We start from the raw sequence: 17,205 nt of genomic DNA on the forward strand, positions 1-17,205 counted from the left end.
CTCCTCCCTCCCGCTCTACTCGAGTGACCGCAGGTAGGCGATGAGGTCGGGCAGTCGTTGCGCGTCGACCGGTTGCGGCGGCATGTAGCTGCCGGGCTTGACGGTCTGGGGGTTCACGATCCACCCGCCCAGGTGTCCGGCGTCGTTGGGCACGGCGCCGGCGCCGATGCTCCAGCGCGAGCCGACGTCGGAGAGGTCCGGGCCGATCCGGGCGTCGGCACCGGTGCCGCGAATCGCGTGACAGCCGGCGCAGGTGCCCTGGACGAAGGCCTGCTGCCCGCGCCGTTCGGCTTCGGTCGCCGGTTGGCGCGCCGGCGACCCGAGGCGGGCCAACCAGGCCTCGAACTGTGGGCGCGGTTCGGCGATCACCCGGAACGCCATGTGCGCGTGCTGGGTGCCGCAGTACTCGGCGCACTGCCCGCGGTAGCTGCCCGCCCGCTCGGCGTGCAGCCAGGTCTCGCGCACCTCGCCCGCGATCAGGTCGGTCTTCGGCATCAGTTGCGGCACCCAGAAGCTGTGCAGGACGTCCGCCGTGCGCAGCCGCACCCGGACCCGTTCCCCGACCGGGATGTGCAGCTCGTTCGCGGTGGCGCCGTCGATGCCCGGCACCCGCACCTCCCACCACCACTTGTGGCCGGTGACCTCGATGGTGTGCGCGTCCCGTCCGGGTCCGGCGCCGAGCGCGGCCAGGTCGCGGAGGCCGAGGGCGTAGACCACCACCAGGATCACCAGTGGCACCCCGGCGCCGGCGATCACCACGAACCGCAGTGGTTGGCCGTGCCGCACCCGGGTGCGGCGGCCCCGGCGGAACACCAGGGCCCACACCAGAAGCACCATGACCTCGGCGAAGACCGCTGCGGAGATCCAGAAGAGCACCCACCACAGGTCGGCGATCCGAGCGGCGCCGGTACCCGCCGGGTCGAGCGTGGAGGGTGAGCCGGCCGAACACGCGGCAAGTGGCAGCACCGCGGCGAGCGCGGTCGCCCGGCCGACGCGCCGGCTCGGCCGGCGTCGCCCGGGACGCTCGAGGTCGTGTGCCCTGTCCACCGGCACCGACCCTAGCCATGTTGCCCGCTTCTGCGCCTTATATAGGCAAATGCGATGAATAGATCATTTGCCCGGAATAGAGTCGGCACGCAGGAACAGCCCGGGCAAGCGCCGACGGCGCGGACAGGGAGATCATGCGAGCGACCACCGTGGACCTCGCCCTCGACACTCGCGGCGGTGCTGCCGGCCGGCGCACGTTGGCCTGGACGGCCGGCGGCCTGTCCGCGGCCGCGGTTCTCGCGGGTGGGTTCCTGGCCCCGACGGACGCCGCGCAGGGCCCGGCACAACGACTCATGTACCTGCACGTGCCGGCCGCCTGGGTGGCGTACCTCGCGTTCGGAGTCGTGCTGGCGGCCAGCGTGGCACACCTGATCGGTGGCGATCCGCGCTGGGACCACTTCGCCCGGGCCGGCGCCGAGATCGGGGTCGCGCTGACCGCGTTCGCCATCGGCACCGGGTCCTACTGGGGGCACCTGGTCTGGGGCACCTGGTGGGCGTGGGATCCCCGGCTGGTCAGTACGGCGCTACTGCTGCTGACCTACACCGGCTACCTGGCGCTACGACACTCGATCGCCGAACACACCGGAGCCCGCGACACCGCTAGCCGCACCGTGGCGACGGTCGGCGTGATCGGCTTCCTGCTGGTCCCCGTGGCGCACTTCTCGGTGGTCTGGTGGCGGTCGCTGCACCAGCAGGCCACGATGCTCGCCCCGGAACGCCCGCCGATCGACCCGCGGATGGGCCTCGCGCTGCTGCTCGCCGTGGCGGCGGCCAGCGTCGTCGCGCTCTGCGTCCTGCTGCACCGCGTGGTCCGGCTCGAACGCCGGCAGACCGGGCCGGCGGCCACGCCCACCGACCCGGCCCGACGCACCCCGGCCCGGGTCGGATGATCCGGCGCCCCGGTCGGCTCGCGCTGGTCGGCGTGCTGCTCGCCGGCGGAGGCCTGCTGATCACCAGCGCCCTGCGCGACACCCTCACCTACTACCGGACGCCGGGCGAGGTGCTTGCCGATCCGGAGGTGGCGCGGGAACGCGTACGGCTCGGAGGCGATGTCGTGCCCGGCTCGCTGCGCCGCGAGGGCGACCTGGTGGTGTTCAAGCTCGCCGAGGCGGGACACGAGATCGTGGTGCATCAGCGCGGCGCCCCACCGGAAACGTTCCGCGAGGGCGAGGGCGCCGTCGTCGAGGGCCGCCTCGCCACCGACGGCGTGTTCCGCGCGGACCACGTGGAGGTCCGGCACGGCAACGAGTACCGGCCGGCCGAGGCGGAGCCGTCGGATGCTCGGTGACCTGGGCACCGCCGGCCTGACGGCCGGGCTGACCAGCGCCTCGCTCACCGTTCTGCTCTGGCTGCGGGTCGCACTGCTCGGCGCGCCCGCGCGGGCGGCGCGGGTGGCCACCGTGGTGACCCTGCTGGCCGCCGCCCTGGCGTGCGGGGCGCTGGAGGCAGCGCTGCTCCGGCGCGACTTCAGCGTCCGTTTCGTCGCCGAGAACGGTGGCCGGCACGTGTCGGTCTACGACACGGTCACCAGTCTCTGGTCGGCGCTCGACGGTTCGCTGCTGCTGTGGCTGCTGGTGCTCTGCGGGTACGCCGCACTGCTGGCCCGCCGGCGTCACCCGCGACGGCTGCACGCGTACGCGATGGCGGTCGTCGGCGTGGTGACGACGTTCTTCTTCGCGCTGTCGACGCTCGCGGCGAACCCGTTCCGGGCGGTGCACCCGGTGCCGGTCGACGGGCCCGGGCCGAACCCCCTGCTCCAGCAGCACCCGGCGATGGGCGTGCACCCGCCCCTGCTCTACCTCGGCTACCTCGGCCTGGTGGTGCCGTTCGCCCTCGCGCTCGCCGCCCCGCTCGCCGGCGTCGAAGGCCGGGACTGGCTCCGCATCGCCCGCCCGTGGACCCTGGCCGCCTGGTCGGCGCTGACCGCCGGGATCGCCCTGGGCGCCTGGTGGTCGTACGCGGTGCTGGGCTGGGGTGGCTACTGGGCCTGGGATCCGGTGGAGAACGCCTCCCTGCTGCCCTGGTTGACCGCGACAGCGTTCCTGCACACCATGCTGTCCGGTGCCGTCCGGCACGCCCGCTGGAACACCGTCCTCGCGTGCGCCAGCTTCGTACTGGTGCTGCTGGGCACGTTCCTCACCCGCTCCGGCGCGGTCGCCAGCGTGCACGCGTTCACCGAATCGCCACTCGGGCCGCTGCTGCTCGGCCTCGTGCTGCTGGCGGTCCTGGCATCGACCCTGCTCGCCGCCCGCGGGGACCCGGCGCCGCCCAGCCCCCGCACGCCTCCCCTGCTGTCGCGCGCCACCGCCGTCCTGGTCAACGGCGTGCTGCTGGTGACGATCGCCGCGGCGGTGCTGATCGGCACCATCTTCCCGCTGCTGACCGAGCCGCTGACCGGGGCCCGAACCAATGTCGGACCCGGCTACTACCAGCGCACCGCGGTGCCGCTGGCGGTCGCGGTGCTCCTGCTCGCGGGAGTGGCACCGGCCGTACGGCGCGCCGGCGACCGGGCGGTGGCGCGGCGGCTGGTGCTACCCGCAGTGGCAGCGCTGGCGACCGTGGCGGCGGTGGGGCTGATCAGCCGGCCGGGGCTGCCCGCGCTTGTCGCGTTCGGGGCCGCGGCGTTCACGCTGACCGGGCTCGCCGGTCAGCTCGGGTCGATGCAGCGCCGCCGCCGGGGTGTGCGGACGGTACGCCTGGCGGCCGTGTTGGCGCACGCCGGCCTCGCGTTGGTCGCGGTCGGCGTCGCCGGGTCCTCGGCGTACGGCCAGGCGCAGGAGCGGACCGTGCGTACCGGGGAGACGGTGCGGGTGTCGGACGTGTCGGTGCGACTGGTGGCGGTGGATCGGTCGGCGGGCAACGGGCGGATGGTGGTGCAGGCCCGACTCGCACTGACCGGCGACGGCAGCGACCGCACCGTCGCTCCGCGACTCTGGTACGACACCGCCCGGGACACCGCCGTCACCGTTCCGCGGATAGACACCGGCGTGCTGCGGGACACCTACGTCACGCTGCTCGCCGTCGCGGCGGACGGCAGCACCGCGACGGTACGGCTCGCGGTGAACCCGCTGGTGGGCGTCCTCTGGCTCGGCGCGGCCCTGATCGTCGGCGGCGGGCTCCTCGCGTTCGCCGCGAGCGCGCGGCGAGTCCGGCGGCGGCCGCCGCCGTCGGTTCCGGTCGACCCGCCCACCGCCCTGAGGGTCGCGGCGTGACGACCCGCCGGCTGCCGGCGGCGAGGGCGACCGTGCTGCTGCTGGTCGTCGCGGTCGCCGCCGTGCTGGCGGCCGGGTTGCACGGTGGCCCGGCCTCGACCACCGGTGCGGCCGGCGACCCGATCCCTGCGCCGGCACTGCACGGCACCACGCTCGACGGCGGACGGTTCGACCTGGCCGAGGCGCGCGGGCAGGTGGTCGTCGTGAACGTCTTCGCCTCCTGGTGCGGGCCCTGCCGTGACGAGCTGCCGCTGCTCGACGACATCGCGCGACGCTGGTCCCCGTACGGACTGCGGGTCGTCGGTCTGAACCTACGCGACGGACCGGAGGCCGTGCGGGCGCTGCTGTCCGAGACCGGGACGACGGGCCTCACCGTGCTGCCGGACCCGGACGGCACGCAGGCCGTCAGGTGGGGCGTACGCGGCGTGCCCGAAACCTTCGTGGTGGACCGGGACGGGCGGATCGTCGCCCGCCGGCCTGGCGTGGTCACCCAGGAGTGGCTCGACCAGCGGGTGACGCCGTTGCTGAGGGCGGCATGAGCTGGCGACGACTACTCGGCGTGCTGGCGGTCGCTGCGCTGCTCGCCGGGGCAGGTACAGGCCTGCTCCGCTCGTCGGCACCGGACCCGGACACCGACCCCGTCCGGACGATCGCCGCGGGGCTGCGCTGCCCGGCCTGCCAGGGTGAGTCGGTGGCGGACTCGCAGTCGCCGATCGCCGCCGCGATGCGGCAGGCGGTGGCCGACCAGCTGGCCCGGGGACGCAGCCCGGCGGAGATCCGTCGCTGGTTCGTGGAGCGCTACGGCGACGAGGTGCTCGCCGACCCGCCTGCCCGAGGGCTGCCGCTGCTGCTCTGGGCCGTACCCGCGCTGGCCCTGCTGGGCGCCGGCGCGGCCGCCGTACGCACGCTGCGTCCGCCGCGGCGACGGGCCTCCGCCGCGGCCGCGGTCGGCAGCGCTCCCGCGGGCGTCGCCGCGCGCCGCGTCTGGTGGCTGTCCTGCGCCGCGGTGGTGGCCCTGGTGGCCGCGGTGGCGGTGGTCGCCGGCCGCCTGGAGGACGCGCAGCCGCAGGCGCCACCCGCCGACCCGGTCGCCGTCACCCTTCAGCTGGCCCGCGAGCTGGAGCAGCAGCAGCGGTACGACGCCGCCGCCGAGCTCTACCGGGACGCGCTGCGGGAACTTCCGGACGACGGCGTCCAGCTCCGGCTCGCCTTCGCGCTGCTACGTGCGGGCGATGCCGCCGGTGCGGAGCGGACGGCACGGGAGGTGCTGACCCGCTCACCCGATTCGCCGGACGGGCTGCTCGTACTCGGCCTCGCGCAGCGCAGCACCAGGCCGGAGGAGGCGCCGCAGACCCTGCGCCGGTTCCTCACCGTGGCACCGCGGCACCCGGCCGCCGAAGAGATCAGCCGATTGGTCGACGGCTGATCGCAACCGTGTGGGCGACGGGATGAGACCCGCTCGGACCTCGCCGGTGCTACCCGCCCCGGCGCGGTCGAACGGTGCGGCAACGGGTGGCGACCGCCGGCGCCGCCGGCGGTCGAACGGTCAGCGGCCGACGGGGAGCGGGGCCGGCTCCGCCGACGGATCGGGTGCCCCCGCGGTGGGCTCGCCGACGCCGGCGCCCGCGCCGGTCACGTCCGCCGGCGCGTCCGGATCGATCACCTGCCGGTTCAGGCTCACCTGCGCCAGGCCGGTGCCGCCCACGCGGATGTCGTCGTACGCCTCGAGACGGTGGTTCGGACCGAGGTAGAGGACGGACATGGCCAGCGGGGTGGGCTCCTCGCCCTGCAGCCCGCGCAGGCCCGCCCCGCCGGTGGAGCCCTGTACCGCGAGCCGGCTTCCGGGCCCGCCCTCGGGCCCGGGCAGCATGCGGACCTCCCGTTGGTGGGTGTGCCCGGCGAGGATCAGCGGAGCCGTCCCGGCGAGCGGGTCGGCGGAGGCCGGGTCGTGCACGAGGGCGATGTCGACCGGGACGCCGGCGGCCCGGATGGTGTCGGCGAGCCGCTGTCCGGAGCCCGGCAGACTCGTCGGTCCCTCGTCCCAGGGGCCGGCCTCCTGCTCCTGCTTGTCCGGGGTGAACCGTGGGTCACCGATCCCGGCGATGCGCACGCTCGACACGCTGGTGATCGAGTTGTCCAGGACGACGGCGTTCGGCTGCCCGGCGACGGCCTGCGCGGTACGGGGCGAGTCGTGGTTACCGCGGATGTAGACGTAGGGCACCTTGAGCTGGCCGATCATCGACACGTAGGAGGTCTCCGGCTCGCTGCCCCAGTCGGTGATGTCGCCGGTGTCGATGACGAGGTCGATGTCGAACTGCTCGACCACTGTCTTGATCACCGGCCAGACGGCCGGGTTGAGGTGCAGGTCGGAGACGTGCAGGATCCGGGTGGTGTCCGGGGACGCCTCGTAGACGGGCAGGCTGGACATGGTGCCGTAGAGCTTGCTGACGTTGCCGACGAGCCGTTGCAGCTGGTCGGCGTAGCGGGTGTAGTCGTCGGCGATCCGGCGGGCGTCGCCGACCAGCGCCGGCGCGTTGACGAGGAGCCCCTCGTAGCGTGGCTCGGCGACCGCCGCGGGTCGTACGGTGAGCGCGGCGGCGCCCAGCGCGCCGCCGGTGACGGCCAGGGCGAGGGTGCCCGCCCAGGCCGTTCGCCGGGTGGATCGGAAGGTCAGCGCCGCGAGCAGCAGCGTGATCAGCACGGACGCGGCGACGGTGCGCAGGCTCAGCCGGACCAGGGCGTCCCGGATGTCGTTCGGCGCGGAGGCGCCGGCCGCGGCCAGCCCGCCGGGCTCGTCGATCAACGCCTCGGCGCGCTTCTGGTCGAGGGAGTCGAGGCGGGCGGTGAGCCGGGCCGGGCCCGCGTGGGTGTCCAGGAAGAGCGAGCCGAGCGGGGGTACGGCGATCTCGCTGCCGCCGTCGGTCGACGGGCTCAGCTGGAACTGCACCCGCAGTGGCCCCACGTCCCCGGTGACCCGGCCGCCCAGCATGGTGCCGCCGACCACGCCGGCGAGCGTAACGATGATCATGGCGAGGGCGACCACACCTCGCCGCGCCCAGCGGGCAGCGCTTCCCGTCACGGCCCCCACCCCTCCCCCGGACCGAAACGTGCAAGGATGCACGTATTCGTGGCGCCCAAGGGTACGCCGCGTGACCGGCGACTGACGAACGTCAGGTGGCGGGGCCGACGGTCTCCGGATCACCGCCTCCCTGACGCAAGCCGGCGACCGGTCCCGGCGCTCGGGCCGCGGGCCGACCGGCTATCCGCAGGCCACGACGGCGGGCGTGTTCACCGCTTCCGGGCCCGCGCGGTGGCCCGCGCGTTCGCCTTCTCGATCGCCTGGACCAGCTCCTCCTTCTCCAGCTGCTCCGGATCCTCGACCCCCACCCGGCGAGCGACGTCCTCGAGGTGGTCGACGCTCGCGTTCGCGTCCACCCCCTGCGCGGTGGGACGGGCCCGGTCGCGGGACGCCGGCGTACCCAACTCGGCCTGCGGATCCGAGGGGCCGGCGCGCTCCTTGGGCTCCCAGTGGTCGCCCACCTTCTCGTGGGTGTGCTTCAGCGAGGCGTACGCGGTGCGGTGCGCCCGCTCGCCGTCGCCGTAGGTCTCCTCGGCCGACTCCAGGGTCTTCTTGTAGGTGCGCACCGCCTTGTCGTCGGAGCGGGCGATCGTCGACGGCACCTCGTCGCGCATCTCCTCGGCCTGTTCGTGCTTGTCCGGCACGATCAGCCCCCGTTCCGCCCGTCGGCCTCGGGGCCGCGAGCGCCGCCCAGGGCCTGGCGGGCCGCCGCGGAGCCGGCCGGCACCACCGCACCGGCCGTCGCCGAGACCGCCTCGCGCATCTCGTCGGCGACCCGGGCCGAGCTGTCGCCGGCCGCGCTCAACTGCTGCAGCCCGAGCCGGCCCAGGACGACCGCCGCGGCGAGGTAGCCGGAGGCCAGCCCGGCCACGGCCAGCCGCCGGGGCAGGAACGTCTCCAGCGCGCGCAGCACGGTGGTCGACGCCGCGCCGACGCCCAGCATGAGGCAGCCGCCGGCCGCCGCGAGCAGGACGATGCCGGCGCCGGCCGGCCGGGCGGCCTCGGTGAGCTGGTGCCGGACGGAGCTCATCTCCGCCCGGACGACCTCGGCGATCTCCTCGGTGAAGCGTCCGGCGGGGTTGCCGGTCCGGTCGCCCCGGCCGGGTTGATCAGAAGCCGCGCCTGTCATGGTGTCCTCCCGCTGCTCGCTGCCGACGCGGCTTCGTACCCCGGTTCCCCGGCGGCACACCGGGCAGCCCGTCCGGAGGGCGCGACGCTGTCCCCGCCCGGGCGGTCCGGACCGGTGAATCCCCGTCGTCCCGTTTCTTGCCTCCGTGCAATCATTGGCCGCATGGCCTCGGACGTGCTCCCCGCGACTGCGTCCGCGGGCCCCGAGACCGGGCTCGTCGAGAGCCTGTCGGCCCTGAGTCGGGCCCTCGTCGGCATCACCACCCGCACCCTCGCCTCGCTCGACGCGGACCTCACGCTGTCGCAGTACCGGGCGATCGTCGTGCTCGCCTCCCACGGGCCGCTACGGACCGTCGATCTCGCCGCGGCCCTGCACGTGCACCCGTCGACCGCAACCCGCACCTGCGACCGGCTGGTACGCCGGGGCCTCGTGGCCCGTCACCAGAAGGAGACCGATCGCCGGGTCTCCTGGCTGGGCCTCACCCCGGGCGGGAAGGAGCTCGTGGGCGAGGTGATGCGGCGACGGGCCGCGCAGATCCGCGAGCTGGTCGACAGCCCGGAGACCGGAGCCGCCGGCAATCTCGCCGAACTGGTCGAGGCGCTGGCCGTCGCCGCCGGCGAGCCGACCGAGCGGCAGTGGTGGCAACGGTGGGAACGCTGCACCGAAGCGGTGGACGGCGCGACGGGCTGTTGAGCCGACCTCGCGCCTCAGTTACCTGCACGGGTACAGGTATCGTACGGGCATCGTTCGCTCGCAGAACGTCGCGGATTCGATCGGGAGGCACGGTGTCCGGCTCCACCGCCACGGCGTCCTCGCCACGGGCCGGCGAACGCCGAACGCGGTCGCGCGCATGACCGACGTCGCGCTCCCCTGGTCGGTGCGCCGGGACTTCGCCGCCGGCTCCACCACCGTCCGCCCCGGCGCCGGCCGGCCCGATCAGGGGCTGATCGCGCTGCTGGACGACGCCAACCTCGACGCCCCGCTGAGCCTCATCGTCGACTTCGCGGACGTACCGGAGAGCGCGTTGGAGACGGCGTCGTCGCTGCTGGCGAGCTGGGCGGCGGCGCGCCGGGTCGGGCCGGAGCTGCTGCTGGCGGTGAATCCACACACCCCCGCCGGCCGGCTCCTGTCGTCCCTGCTGGGGCGGCAGGCCATCCTCTCCGAGGTGACGGCGGCGGTGGCCCGCGGTCGAGCGACCCCGGGCCGGGCACACCGCTACCTGGCCAACGACCTGCGCTCACCGGCCGCGGGCCGCCGCCTCGTGACCGACTGCTGCCGTTCCTGGGGGCTCGACGCGATCGCCGACCAGGCGGCGGTGGTCGTCTCCGAGTTGGTCAGCAACGCGGTCCAGCACGCGGGCAGCGACCTGGATCTCACCGTCGCCCATGTCGACGGGGTGCTCCGGCTGAGCGTCCGGGACCGGACGACGCATCCTCCGCTCGCGGCGGCCGCGAGGATCGAGGGAATCCTCGGCGAGCGCGGCCGGGGTCTCCCCATCGTTCAGGCTCTCGCCGCGAGCTGGGGTTTCCTCACCTTCGCCGACGGCAAGACCGTCTGGGCCACCGTGGCCGCCGGGCCGGAGTGAGGCGCGTCAGTCCGCGGTCGCGCGCGGGTGGCGCAGTCCGTAGCGCGTGACGACGTCGTCGAGCCAGTCGGGCGTGCCGTAGGTCAAGCCGTACCTCGCAGCGAGTTCGCCGAACTCGGTGGTGTCGCGGAGGCTCGTGCCGGGCGGCGGCTTGACGCTGGTGAAGAGTTCGCTGAGCTCCCGGAAGTAGCTCTCGAAGCCGCCGGGCGCGATCACCTCGATGATGCGGCCGGGTACGGTGCCCGCGTTCCACATCGCGTGCATCTGACCGCGCGGTTTGGTGATGTACCCACCCGGGCCGAGGACGACCTCTTCGGCGTCGGAGCGGAACCCGATCTCACCGTCGAGCACGATGGAGTGCTCGTCCTCCCGGGTGTGGCGGTGCGGCATGGTGATCGTGCCGACGGCGAACGGATGTTCGACGATGGCCACCCGAGCGCCGTTGTCGCGGCTGTGGAGCTTGAAGACGGCGCCGAAGCCCGGAATGCCGACGGACTCGCCGCCGCCGGGTGGCACCACCTTCACCTCGGGGATGTCGCTCGGGTCCATGGCTGTCTCCTCTCCCGCGTCGCGCACCGATGCCTGGCGGAGCGGCTGGTGGGTGTCAGGCACGATGCGTCGCCTCGTCGGCGAGACGTTCGAACTCCGATCGCGGCAGCAGGCCGGAGATCACCTCTCCTCCGATGAGCCAGGTGGGCGTCGCCCGTACGCCGAGGCGGACGCCCAACGACTCGGCCTCGACGAGGGCGGCCAGCGCGGTGCCGTCGTCCAGTGCGGCGCGCAGCGGGTCGAGGTCGACGCCGACCCGACCCGCCTGCTGCTCGACGACCGCCCGGTCGCCGATGTCCTCGCCGTGCACGAAGCGCGCGGCGAACAACGCCTTGTGGAAGTCTTCCGACACGGCCGGCTGGTTGAGGCGGATCCACGCCGCGGCGGCCAGCGCCCGCCGGGTGTTGGGCAGCCGCCTCGGCCAGTTCAAGGTGAGGCCGGCCTCCGCCGCCTCGCGTTCGAGGGCCGCGTACATCGGTCCGGTCCGCGGCCCGGCCTCGACGCCACCGTCGGGGATCTCGGGATGGATCTGGAACGGCAGGTGCACGACGTCCAGGCCGCGTCCTTCGAGGATCTCGTTGCGCTGCTGCCCGACGTAGCAGAACGGGCAGATGAAATCGAACCAGTGCAGGACGGAAACGCCCGGTTTCACGTCGACCCCCCTTGCCGCCGCGAGCCGGCCAGCCCTCACGCATGTTTCGTTACAGCAGTTGACTGTAACTAGTCTCCGCCCGCTCGCCCAGGCGAGGCGGCCGGCCGGTCCGGTGTTCCGTGTTACAGTCGCTGGCTGTAACGGATCCCGCGCTCAGCGATGACGGCCGCTGCCCCGAGGTGAACCATGGCTCGACGACGACCGGCGGGTGAACCGGCCCACGACGAGCGGCCGGCCGGCGGCGAGCCGACGCATCCCGGTGGCCGCCCCCGGGACGCCGCCATCGACGAGGCGATCATCCTGGCCACCCGCGAGCGTCTGGTGCGGGACGGCTACGGGAGGATGACGATCGGCGACATCGTCGCCGACGCCAAGGTCACCAGACCCACGCTCTACCGCCGCTGGCGCAACAAGTTCGAGCTGGTGGTCGACGCGCTGGACTACGGATTCCGCCGGCAACGCGACATGTACACCGTCGACCTGTCGGAGTTGGCGCCGCGTGACGCGCTCGTCGAGGCGGTCCGCCGGCTCGACCCCGCCTACTTCAACCCGGACGCGATGGTGCTGATGGGCAACTTCGCCGGCGAGGCGAGTCGTACCCCGGAGCTGCTCGAGATCCTGCGACAGCACGCCGTCGAACCCCGCGTCGCCCTCGTCGCGGAGGTGCTGAAGCAGTTGCAGGAGCGTGGCGCGATCGGCGTCGACATCGACACCCGCATCATCGCGATGATGTGCTTCGGCAGCTACTTCGCCGCGTTCTACGCCGGAGAGCCGACGGAGCAGCTCCCCGAGCGCGTGGTGGCCGTGTTGTGGCCGGTCATCGCCTCCGCCTCACCCGCGGGCGGCTGACGGCCGCGTCCGGCGCGTCACGAGGCGGGCTGGCGCCGCAGGGCGTCGATGCCGAGGTCGAGGGCGGCCTGGAGGTGGTCGATCCGCCCGGTCGAGAGCAGCAGCAGTACGCCACCCTGGATGCCGGCCAGCAGCGCGGCGGCCGCCCGGTCGGCGTCGACCTCGGCGGTCATCTCACCTGTCGACTGCATGTGCCGGACGCCGACGGCGATCGCGTCCTCCCAGCGCCGCATCAGCCCCACGATCACCGCCCGGGCGGCCGGCGCCCGACGGCCCGTCTGGCCCAGCAGCCCGTTGAGCGGGCAGGTGTCACCCTGCTCGCGGTAACGCGAGATCAGCCGATCCCGCCACGCCTGCCAGGCGTCCCAGGACGTGAGGTCGCCGAGCATCGGCTGCTGGTCGGCGAGCACCTGGTCGGCCTCGTGTTCGGCCACCGCGAGCAGCAGCTCCTCCTTCCCTGCCGGGAAGTAGTGGAAGAGCTGGCTCTTGCTGACGGCGGTACGCGCCATCACGTCCTCGAGACGGACCTCGTCGACGCCGCGTTCGCGCACCTCGGCGGCCGCGCCGGCCACGATCCGGGCGCGGGTCGCCTCGCCCTTGCTGGTCAGCGAGCGCGTCATCTGGCCTCCTCGAAGGATCCGCAGGTCAACGGTAGGTCACGCCGGACCCCGGCGGCGGGGCGGCCCAAACGTCCGGCCGCCCCGCCGTGGAGCGGTCGTCAGGCGGCTGCCCCGGTGGTGCCGTTGAAGACCGGCGGCGCGTAACCGGCCGGCTTGTCGCCGATGTCCAGACCCGGGCTGACGATCCAGGACTGGTACTCCGGCGTGAACATCGAGTACGGGGCGGGCAGCGGCTCGGCGCTGGCCGCGTCGAGCCGGGCCCGCAACTCGCGCGGGATCTCGAAGTCGAGCGCGGCCACGTTGCCGTCCACCTGATCCGGGCTGCTCGCGCCGATGATCACGGAGCCGACGGCGGGCTGGGTGGCCACCCAGTTGATCGCCACCTGGGCCATGCTCCGGCCCAGCTCGGTGGCGACGCCGTCGAGCGCGTCGATCACCCGCCAGTCACGGTCGCCGACCGGACGGCCGTTCGCGCCGTCGCCGCCGAGTCGGCCGGTGCCGGTCAGGCCGTCGGCCGTCCGCCGGTACTTGCCGCTGAGCAGGCCGCCGGCGATCGGGCTCCACGCGGTGAGGCCCATGCCCAGGGACTGCGCCATCGGCAGGAACTCCGGCTCGATCCCGCGGGCGATCAGGGAGTACGGCAGCTGCAGATTGATCATCGGGGTCAGACCGTGCGCCTCGGCGTGGCTCTGTGCCCGGGCGGCGTACCAGGCCGGCACGTCGGAGAGCCCGGCATAGCGGATCTTGCCGGCGCGCGCCAGGTCGTCGAAGGTCCGCACGACCTCCTCGACCGGGGTGATCCGGTCCCAGGTGTGCAGCAGGTAGAGGTCCAGGTAGTCGGTGCCGAGCCGGCGCAGCGACGCCTCCACCGCCCGGATCATGTGTTTGCGGCCGTTGCCGCCGGCGTTGGGGTCCGCGGGGTCGGTGCTGTTGGTGAACTTGCTGGTCAGCACCAGCCGGTCACGCGCCCCGGCGGAATTGATCAGCCGGCCGAGGATCCGCTCGCTCTCGCCGGCGGTGTAGAAGTCGGCGGTGTCGATGAAGTTGCCGCCCGCCTCCAGGTAGCGCCGGAAGATCGGTTCCGCCTCCGCCTCGGTCTTGCCGTAGGCGGCGTGGAACCCGGCGGTGCCGAAGTTCATGGTGCCGAGGGCGAGCCGGCTGACCCGCAGCCCGGACCGGCCGAGCAGGTAGTAGTGCATCGTCTGGTACTCCAGTTGCCTTCTCTGCCGCATTCGTCGTCGGCCCGGGACGGGCCGCCGGAGCACACTCTGACTCGGCAAAATTGGACCGGCAAGTCCAGAAACCGGGTCTGATCAGCCGACCCGTACGGCTCTCCTCCTGCTGCCGGGCACCCGGAGACGGTGGGAGAAGATGGCACATGCTCGACGGACTCGACGACATCGGGTGGCGGCGACTCGGTCACGCCTACGGGGCGGCCGACGACGTTCCCGACCTGATCCGCGCCCTGAGATCGGCCGACCCGGCGGCCCGGGACGACGCGCTCGGCACCCTCTACACCACCGTGTTCCACCAGGGCAGCCGGTACGAGGCGAGCGCCTACGCGGTGCCGTTCCTGCTCGAACTGCTCAGCGACCCGGCCACCCCCGACCGGCCCGCGATCCTCGCCCTGGTGACCTCGCTGGCGATCGGCTACGACGAGGCCGTCCTGCCCGACGGGTTCCCGATCGGCTCCTACCGCCGGGCGGCCGAGGGCGGGCGGGACCTGCTCGCCGCCAAACCCGCCCCGTGGAGCGGTGAGCACCAGGCCACCAAGGAGTACGTGGAGTACACGTACGTCGAGTCCCTCGACGCGGCCGATCAGGCGCGGCTGTGGGCGTACGTCGACGTGGCGGTCTACGACGCCGCGCGGGCCGGGGTTCCGCTCTTCCGCCACCTGCTGGCGGACCCCGATCCGTGGGTGCGGACCGGGGCGGCGTACGCCCTCGCGTGGTTTCCCGAGGAGGCCGCCGGCAGCGTGGCCGCGCTGGCCCGAGCCACCGACGTCTCGCAGGTGACCGGCGCGGGGGCGGTCGAGGTCGCCACCATGCTCGTCGCCTCCGGGCTGCTCAACGCGGCGCCGGACCACCGGTGGCTCGCGGACCCCCCGGCCGGTGGTCCGGTGCGCCGCCGCCGTCGGACGGGCACGGGTGCTGGGCCCGGCGGCCGACCCCACGACGGTCGAGGAGCTGATGACCTGGACCGCCGCCCCGCCCGCCGGGACGGACGACCCGACGGACGGCGGCTGGCTGCCGTTCCTCAACGGTGACCTGAGCGGATACGCGGGCCTCACCCTGCGTCAGCTCGGCCCCCGGCACGCGGACCGCGCCTTCGACGCGCTGACCGACCGGCTGCCCGCGGTCAGCGGAGACCAGTCGCTGACCGTGCTGGGCGAGACGCTCCGGCTGGCGTTCCCCGACGGACCGTTGGCGTCGGGGACACCCGCGGCGTCGTTGACTCCCCGGCAACGACGGCTCGCCGAGGTGCTGAGCCACTCCCCCGAGCCCTGGCTCATCGACGGGGAGCCGTTCGGCAACGTCGCCATGCTGGTCGGGGAGTACGGGCTGCCGGACGACCGGGCGGCCCTGAGCGCGTACCTGGCGGCGTGACGGTCGCCGGGTCAGCGGCTCACGGCACGCCACAGCCTCCGGTAGAAGTCGAGGTACGTCGCTTCGACGTGCGCGGCGTGGCGGACCGTCTCCGGGTGCCGCGCGGGCAGCTGGTTGATCGGGACGTTCATCGCGGCGTGGTGCTCGATGTGCAGGTTGTTGCCGTTGGTGAACCAGGTGCTGAACCAGCTGCCCCGGATGGAACGGGTGTTACGGAGCACGTCCGTGCTGTCGGTGTCGCAGAGCACGTGTTCGGGGAGCTCGACCAGGAAGTGCATCGGCACCGCGAGGACCAGGGGCAGCAGCCACAACCGCAGGACCAGCTCGTGGTGTCCGGCGGCGGCCACGGCTGCCGCGAGGAGGATGACGGCACCGAGGAGCAGGTACTCGGTGACCACCCGGCGGCGCATCGTGGCGCTGAGGTCGCCGAACTCGTACCGCCACCGGCCGGTCGCCGCGCGGGCGACGTCGCGGACGACGACGCCGAATCGCGGATAGTCGAACAGGCCACGCAGGAGCGCGCCCCTCGTCAGCGGCTTGCGGGTGTCGAAGCCGAAGAACTCCGTGTCCTGCGGGGTGCCGAGGTGACGGTGGTGCTGCAGGTGCCGGACCCGGTAGTGGGTGTAGACGACGAGCAGCGGCAGACCCAGGGGCACGCCGACGAGGCGGTGCGGCCAGGCCGCCCGGAACGCCGAGTGGTGCAGGGCCTGGTGTTGCAGTTCGACGGCGTGGGTGTACATGGCCGCGAGCAACACCACACCGGCGACCGCGGCGAGCGGTTCGGTGCGCAGCGCGAGCACGACACCGACGGTGGTGAGGCCGGCCAGCACGGCCAGCTTGGCGATGAAGACCCGTTCGTCGTGGGCCGACGTCCTGGCCCGGGCGAACAGCAGCGTGGGGGGAGCCGCGGTCGTCGTCATGAGGGTCGTCTCCGGGATGGGCGGGGGTGAGGGTCGGCTCAGCGGCCGCTGAGCAGCACGACGTGGGTACCGGTGAGCGCGGTGGTGCGGGCGTGCTGGAGCAGCCCGGCCAGGGCCACCGATCCGGCGGCCGTGGGGTGCGCCCCGTGGCCGGTGAGGATCGCCTGCGCCGCGCGCAGCCCGTCGTCGTCGACCCCGTGGACCTGACCGCCGGTGGCGGCGACGGCGGCCATCGCCTCGGGCCCCTGCAGGGCGTGCCAGTTGACCAGCGGCTGGTTGTGGTCGGTGGTGACCACCCCGTCGGGCGGGAGCATCCGGTACGGGCCCGGCCAGCTGGTGACGACCGGGTTGTTGCCGGCGGAGCCGACGCCGTGGATGGGGACGGACCAGCCGAGCGCCGTCAGCTGCCGGTGGATCGCGATGATCGTGGTGCCGTTGCCGACGGGGATCCACAGTGCCGCGGGCGGCTCCGGGAGCACCCGGTGCAGGGCGTGCGCGACGACGCCGTGACCGGCGAAGACGGCGTCCACGTACGGGCCGTCGACGTTGCCGTCGATCGATCCCTCGTCGAGGGCGAGCCGGCGGGACTCGTCGACGGCGTCCTCGTAGCTGCCGGGCACGAGGTGCACGTCGGCCCCGGCGGCGCGCATGAAGGCGCCGCCGTCACTCCACCCGGTGGGCAGCACCACAGTGCAGGCCATCCCCGCGGCGGCACAGGCCATCGCCATGGCGCGGCCGTAGTTGCCGCAGGTGGCGATGACCACCCGGCGGTGACCGTCGGCCGCCGCCCGGCTCACGACGGCGCGGGCCGCGGGCTCCTTGTGGCTGCCGGAGGCGTACCGGGTCTCGTCCTTGATCAGGACCCGGGCGCCGGGTACGAGCTCCCCGGCATCGATGAGCGGAGTGCCGTAGGCGTCGACGGGCGCCTCGGACAACAGTTCTGCGGGCACGGGTTTC

19 protein-coding genes and 1 pseudogene are annotated in these 17,205 nt (G+C 73.7%); 10 read left to right on the top strand and 10 right to left on the bottom strand.

The genetic code is table 11. From position 1 onward, the window contains the following. Positions 1-15 precede the first annotated feature (15 nt). A complete protein-coding gene (locus E1211_RS00135; RefSeq protein WP_132344039.1) occupies positions 16-1,047 on the bottom strand; it encodes a cytochrome c oxidase subunit II in 1,032 nt (343 codons plus the stop codon). 134 nt (positions 1,048-1,181) lie between these two features. Between E1211_RS00135 and ccsA the strand changes: the two genes are divergently transcribed. From ccsA to E1211_RS00160, 5 genes are read left to right on the top strand one after another with little or no spacing between them, the layout of a single operon-like run. Continuing rightward, positions 1,182-1,937, top strand: coding sequence for a cytochrome c biogenesis protein CcsA (ccsA, locus tag E1211_RS00140; protein ID WP_132344041.1), 756 nt, complete (start codon positions 1,182-1,184; stop codon positions 1,935-1,937). After that, positions 1,934-2,335 carry a cytochrome c maturation protein CcmE gene (locus tag E1211_RS00145; RefSeq protein WP_132344043.1) on the top strand — a complete coding sequence of 134 codons (402 nt, stop codon included), beginning with the start codon at positions 1,934-1,936 and terminating at the stop codon, positions 2,333-2,335. Before ccsA ends, E1211_RS00145 begins: the two co-directional genes overlap by 4 nt. Continuing rightward, entirely contained in the window at positions 2,325-4,259 is a 1,935-nt protein-coding gene (locus E1211_RS00150) for a cytochrome c-type biogenesis CcmF C-terminal domain-containing protein (RefSeq protein ID WP_132344045.1), read from the top strand. The genes E1211_RS00145 and E1211_RS00150 overlap by 11 nt, the downstream gene beginning before the upstream one ends. Next, a complete protein-coding gene (locus tag E1211_RS00155) occupies positions 4,256-4,798 on the top strand; it encodes a TlpA disulfide reductase family protein (protein WP_165947114.1) in 543 nt (180 codons plus the stop codon). Before E1211_RS00150 ends, E1211_RS00155 begins: the two co-directional genes overlap by 4 nt. Next, positions 4,795-5,685, top strand: a complete 891-nt coding sequence (locus E1211_RS00160) for a cytochrome c-type biogenesis protein CcmH (RefSeq protein WP_132344047.1) — start codon at positions 4,795-4,797, stop codon at positions 5,683-5,685. Before E1211_RS00155 ends, E1211_RS00160 begins: the two co-directional genes overlap by 4 nt. Before the next feature lie 120 nt (positions 5,686-5,805). Here the strand turns inward: E1211_RS00160 and E1211_RS00165 are convergent. The 3 genes and pseudogenes from E1211_RS00165 to E1211_RS00175 all read right to left on the bottom strand — a co-directional run. Next, positions 5,806-7,332: pseudogene (locus tag E1211_RS00165) on the bottom strand (metallophosphoesterase); the annotation flags it as partial. Between the two features lie 215 nt (positions 7,333-7,547). Continuing rightward, a complete protein-coding gene (locus E1211_RS00170) occupies positions 7,548-7,952 on the bottom strand; it encodes a ChaB family protein (RefSeq protein WP_132344293.1) in 405 nt (134 codons plus the stop codon). A gap of 32 nt (positions 7,953-7,984) precedes the next feature. After that, positions 7,985-8,467 (bottom strand): phage holin family protein, encoded by a 483-nt coding sequence (locus E1211_RS00175; protein ID WP_132344049.1) that lies wholly within the window; start codon positions 8,465-8,467, stop codon positions 7,985-7,987. Between the two features lie 162 nt (positions 8,468-8,629). Here E1211_RS00175 and E1211_RS00180 point away from each other — a divergent pair, with 162 nt between their 5' ends. Beyond that, on the top strand, positions 8,630-9,160 hold the full coding sequence (locus E1211_RS00180; RefSeq protein WP_132344051.1) for a MarR family winged helix-turn-helix transcriptional regulator: 531 nt from the start codon (positions 8,630-8,632) through the stop codon (positions 9,158-9,160). Positions 9,161-9,317: 157 nt separating this feature from the next. Beyond that, positions 9,318-10,052: an ATP-binding protein gene (locus tag E1211_RS00185; protein ID WP_132344053.1), complete on the top strand. Its 735-nt coding sequence runs from the start codon at positions 9,318-9,320 to the stop codon at positions 10,050-10,052. A gap of 6 nt (positions 10,053-10,058) precedes the next feature. Here E1211_RS00185 and E1211_RS00190 read toward each other — a convergent pair whose 3' ends face one another. Beyond that, positions 10,059-10,601: a cupin domain-containing protein gene (locus E1211_RS00190; RefSeq protein WP_132344055.1), complete on the bottom strand. Its 543-nt coding sequence runs from the start codon at positions 10,599-10,601 to the stop codon at positions 10,059-10,061. A 55-nt stretch (positions 10,602-10,656) separates the two neighbouring features. Beyond that, entirely contained in the window at positions 10,657-11,253 is a 597-nt protein-coding gene (locus tag E1211_RS00195) for a DsbA family protein (protein ID WP_165947115.1), read from the bottom strand. Positions 11,254-11,439: 186 nt separating this feature from the next. On the opposite strand from E1211_RS00195, the gene E1211_RS00200 reads away from it, so the two are divergent. Beyond that, entirely contained in the window at positions 11,440-12,102 is a 663-nt protein-coding gene (locus tag E1211_RS00200; protein ID WP_132344059.1) for a TetR/AcrR family transcriptional regulator, read from the top strand. 17 nt (positions 12,103-12,119) lie between these two features. Here E1211_RS00200 and E1211_RS00205 read toward each other — a convergent pair whose 3' ends face one another. After that, positions 12,120-12,722 carry a TetR/AcrR family transcriptional regulator gene (locus E1211_RS00205; protein WP_132344061.1) on the bottom strand — a complete coding sequence of 201 codons (603 nt, stop codon included), beginning with the start codon at positions 12,720-12,722 and terminating at the stop codon, positions 12,120-12,122. 98 nt (positions 12,723-12,820) lie between these two features. Next, positions 12,821-13,954 carry an aldo/keto reductase gene (locus E1211_RS00210; protein WP_243709238.1) on the bottom strand — a complete coding sequence of 378 codons (1,134 nt, stop codon included), beginning with the start codon at positions 13,952-13,954 and terminating at the stop codon, positions 12,821-12,823. 146 nt (positions 13,955-14,100) lie between these two features. Here E1211_RS00210 and E1211_RS00215 point away from each other — a divergent pair, with 146 nt between their 5' ends. Next, positions 14,101-14,988, top strand: coding sequence for a hypothetical protein (locus E1211_RS00215; RefSeq protein WP_132344063.1), 888 nt, complete (start codon positions 14,101-14,103; stop codon positions 14,986-14,988). After that, entirely contained in the window at positions 14,912-15,328 is a 417-nt protein-coding gene (locus E1211_RS00220) for a hypothetical protein (protein WP_132344065.1), read from the top strand. The genes E1211_RS00215 and E1211_RS00220 overlap by 77 nt, the downstream gene beginning before the upstream one ends. An 11-nt stretch (positions 15,329-15,339) precedes the next feature. Here the strand turns inward: E1211_RS00220 and E1211_RS00225 are convergent, their stop codons facing one another. Further along, positions 15,340-16,248 (bottom strand): fatty acid desaturase, encoded by a 909-nt coding sequence (locus E1211_RS00225; protein WP_132344067.1) that lies wholly within the window; start codon positions 16,246-16,248, stop codon positions 15,340-15,342. Positions 16,249-16,286: 38 nt separating this feature from the next. Beyond that, positions 16,287-17,198 carry a pyridoxal-phosphate dependent enzyme gene (locus E1211_RS00230; RefSeq protein ID WP_207915107.1) on the bottom strand — a complete coding sequence of 304 codons (912 nt, stop codon included), beginning with the start codon at positions 17,196-17,198 and terminating at the stop codon, positions 16,287-16,289. Between the last annotated feature and the right edge of the window lie 7 nt (positions 17,199-17,205).

Source organism: Micromonospora sp. 15K316, assembly GCF_004348525.1.
Classification (GTDB): Bacteria; Actinomycetota; Actinomycetes; order Mycobacteriales; family Micromonosporaceae; genus Micromonospora.

Coding starts and splice junctions, on each gene's coding strand:
- E1211_RS00190 (WP_132344055.1), bottom strand. CDS start 10,601: ATGGACCCGAGCGACATCCCCGAGGTGAAGGTGGTGCCACCCGGCGGC.
- E1211_RS00220 (WP_132344065.1), top strand. CDS start 14,912: ATGACCTGGACCGCCGCCCCGCCCGCCGGGACGGACGACCCGACGGAC.
- E1211_RS00200 (WP_132344059.1), top strand. CDS start 11,440: ATGGCTCGACGACGACCGGCGGGTGAACCGGCCCACGACGAGCGGCCG.
- E1211_RS00170 (WP_132344293.1), bottom strand. CDS start 7,952: ATGCGCGACGAGGTGCCGTCGACGATCGCCCGCTCCGACGACAAGGCG.
- E1211_RS00160 (WP_132344047.1), top strand. CDS start 4,795: ATGAGCTGGCGACGACTACTCGGCGTGCTGGCGGTCGCTGCGCTGCTC.
- E1211_RS00185 (WP_132344053.1), top strand. CDS start 9,318: ATGACCGACGTCGCGCTCCCCTGGTCGGTGCGCCGGGACTTCGCCGCC.
- E1211_RS00225 (WP_132344067.1), bottom strand. CDS start 16,248: ATGACGACGACCGCGGCTCCCCCCACGCTGCTGTTCGCCCGGGCCAGG.
- E1211_RS00205 (WP_132344061.1), bottom strand. CDS start 12,722: ATGACGCGCTCGCTGACCAGCAAGGGCGAGGCGACCCGCGCCCGGATC.
- E1211_RS00210 (WP_243709238.1), bottom strand. CDS start 13,954: ATGCGGCAGAGAAGGCAACTGGAGTACCAGACGATGCACTACTACCTG.
- E1211_RS00180 (WP_132344051.1), top strand. CDS start 8,630: ATGGCCTCGGACGTGCTCCCCGCGACTGCGTCCGCGGGCCCCGAGACC.
- ccsA (WP_132344041.1), top strand. CDS start 1,182: ATGCGAGCGACCACCGTGGACCTCGCCCTCGACACTCGCGGCGGTGCT.
- E1211_RS00150 (WP_132344045.1), top strand. CDS start 2,325: ATGCTCGGTGACCTGGGCACCGCCGGCCTGACGGCCGGGCTGACCAGC.
- E1211_RS00215 (WP_132344063.1), top strand. CDS start 14,101: ATGCTCGACGGACTCGACGACATCGGGTGGCGGCGACTCGGTCACGCC.
- E1211_RS00145 (WP_132344043.1), top strand. CDS start 1,934: ATGATCCGGCGCCCCGGTCGGCTCGCGCTGGTCGGCGTGCTGCTCGCC.
- E1211_RS00175 (WP_132344049.1), bottom strand. CDS start 8,467: ATGACAGGCGCGGCTTCTGATCAACCCGGCCGGGGCGACCGGACCGGC.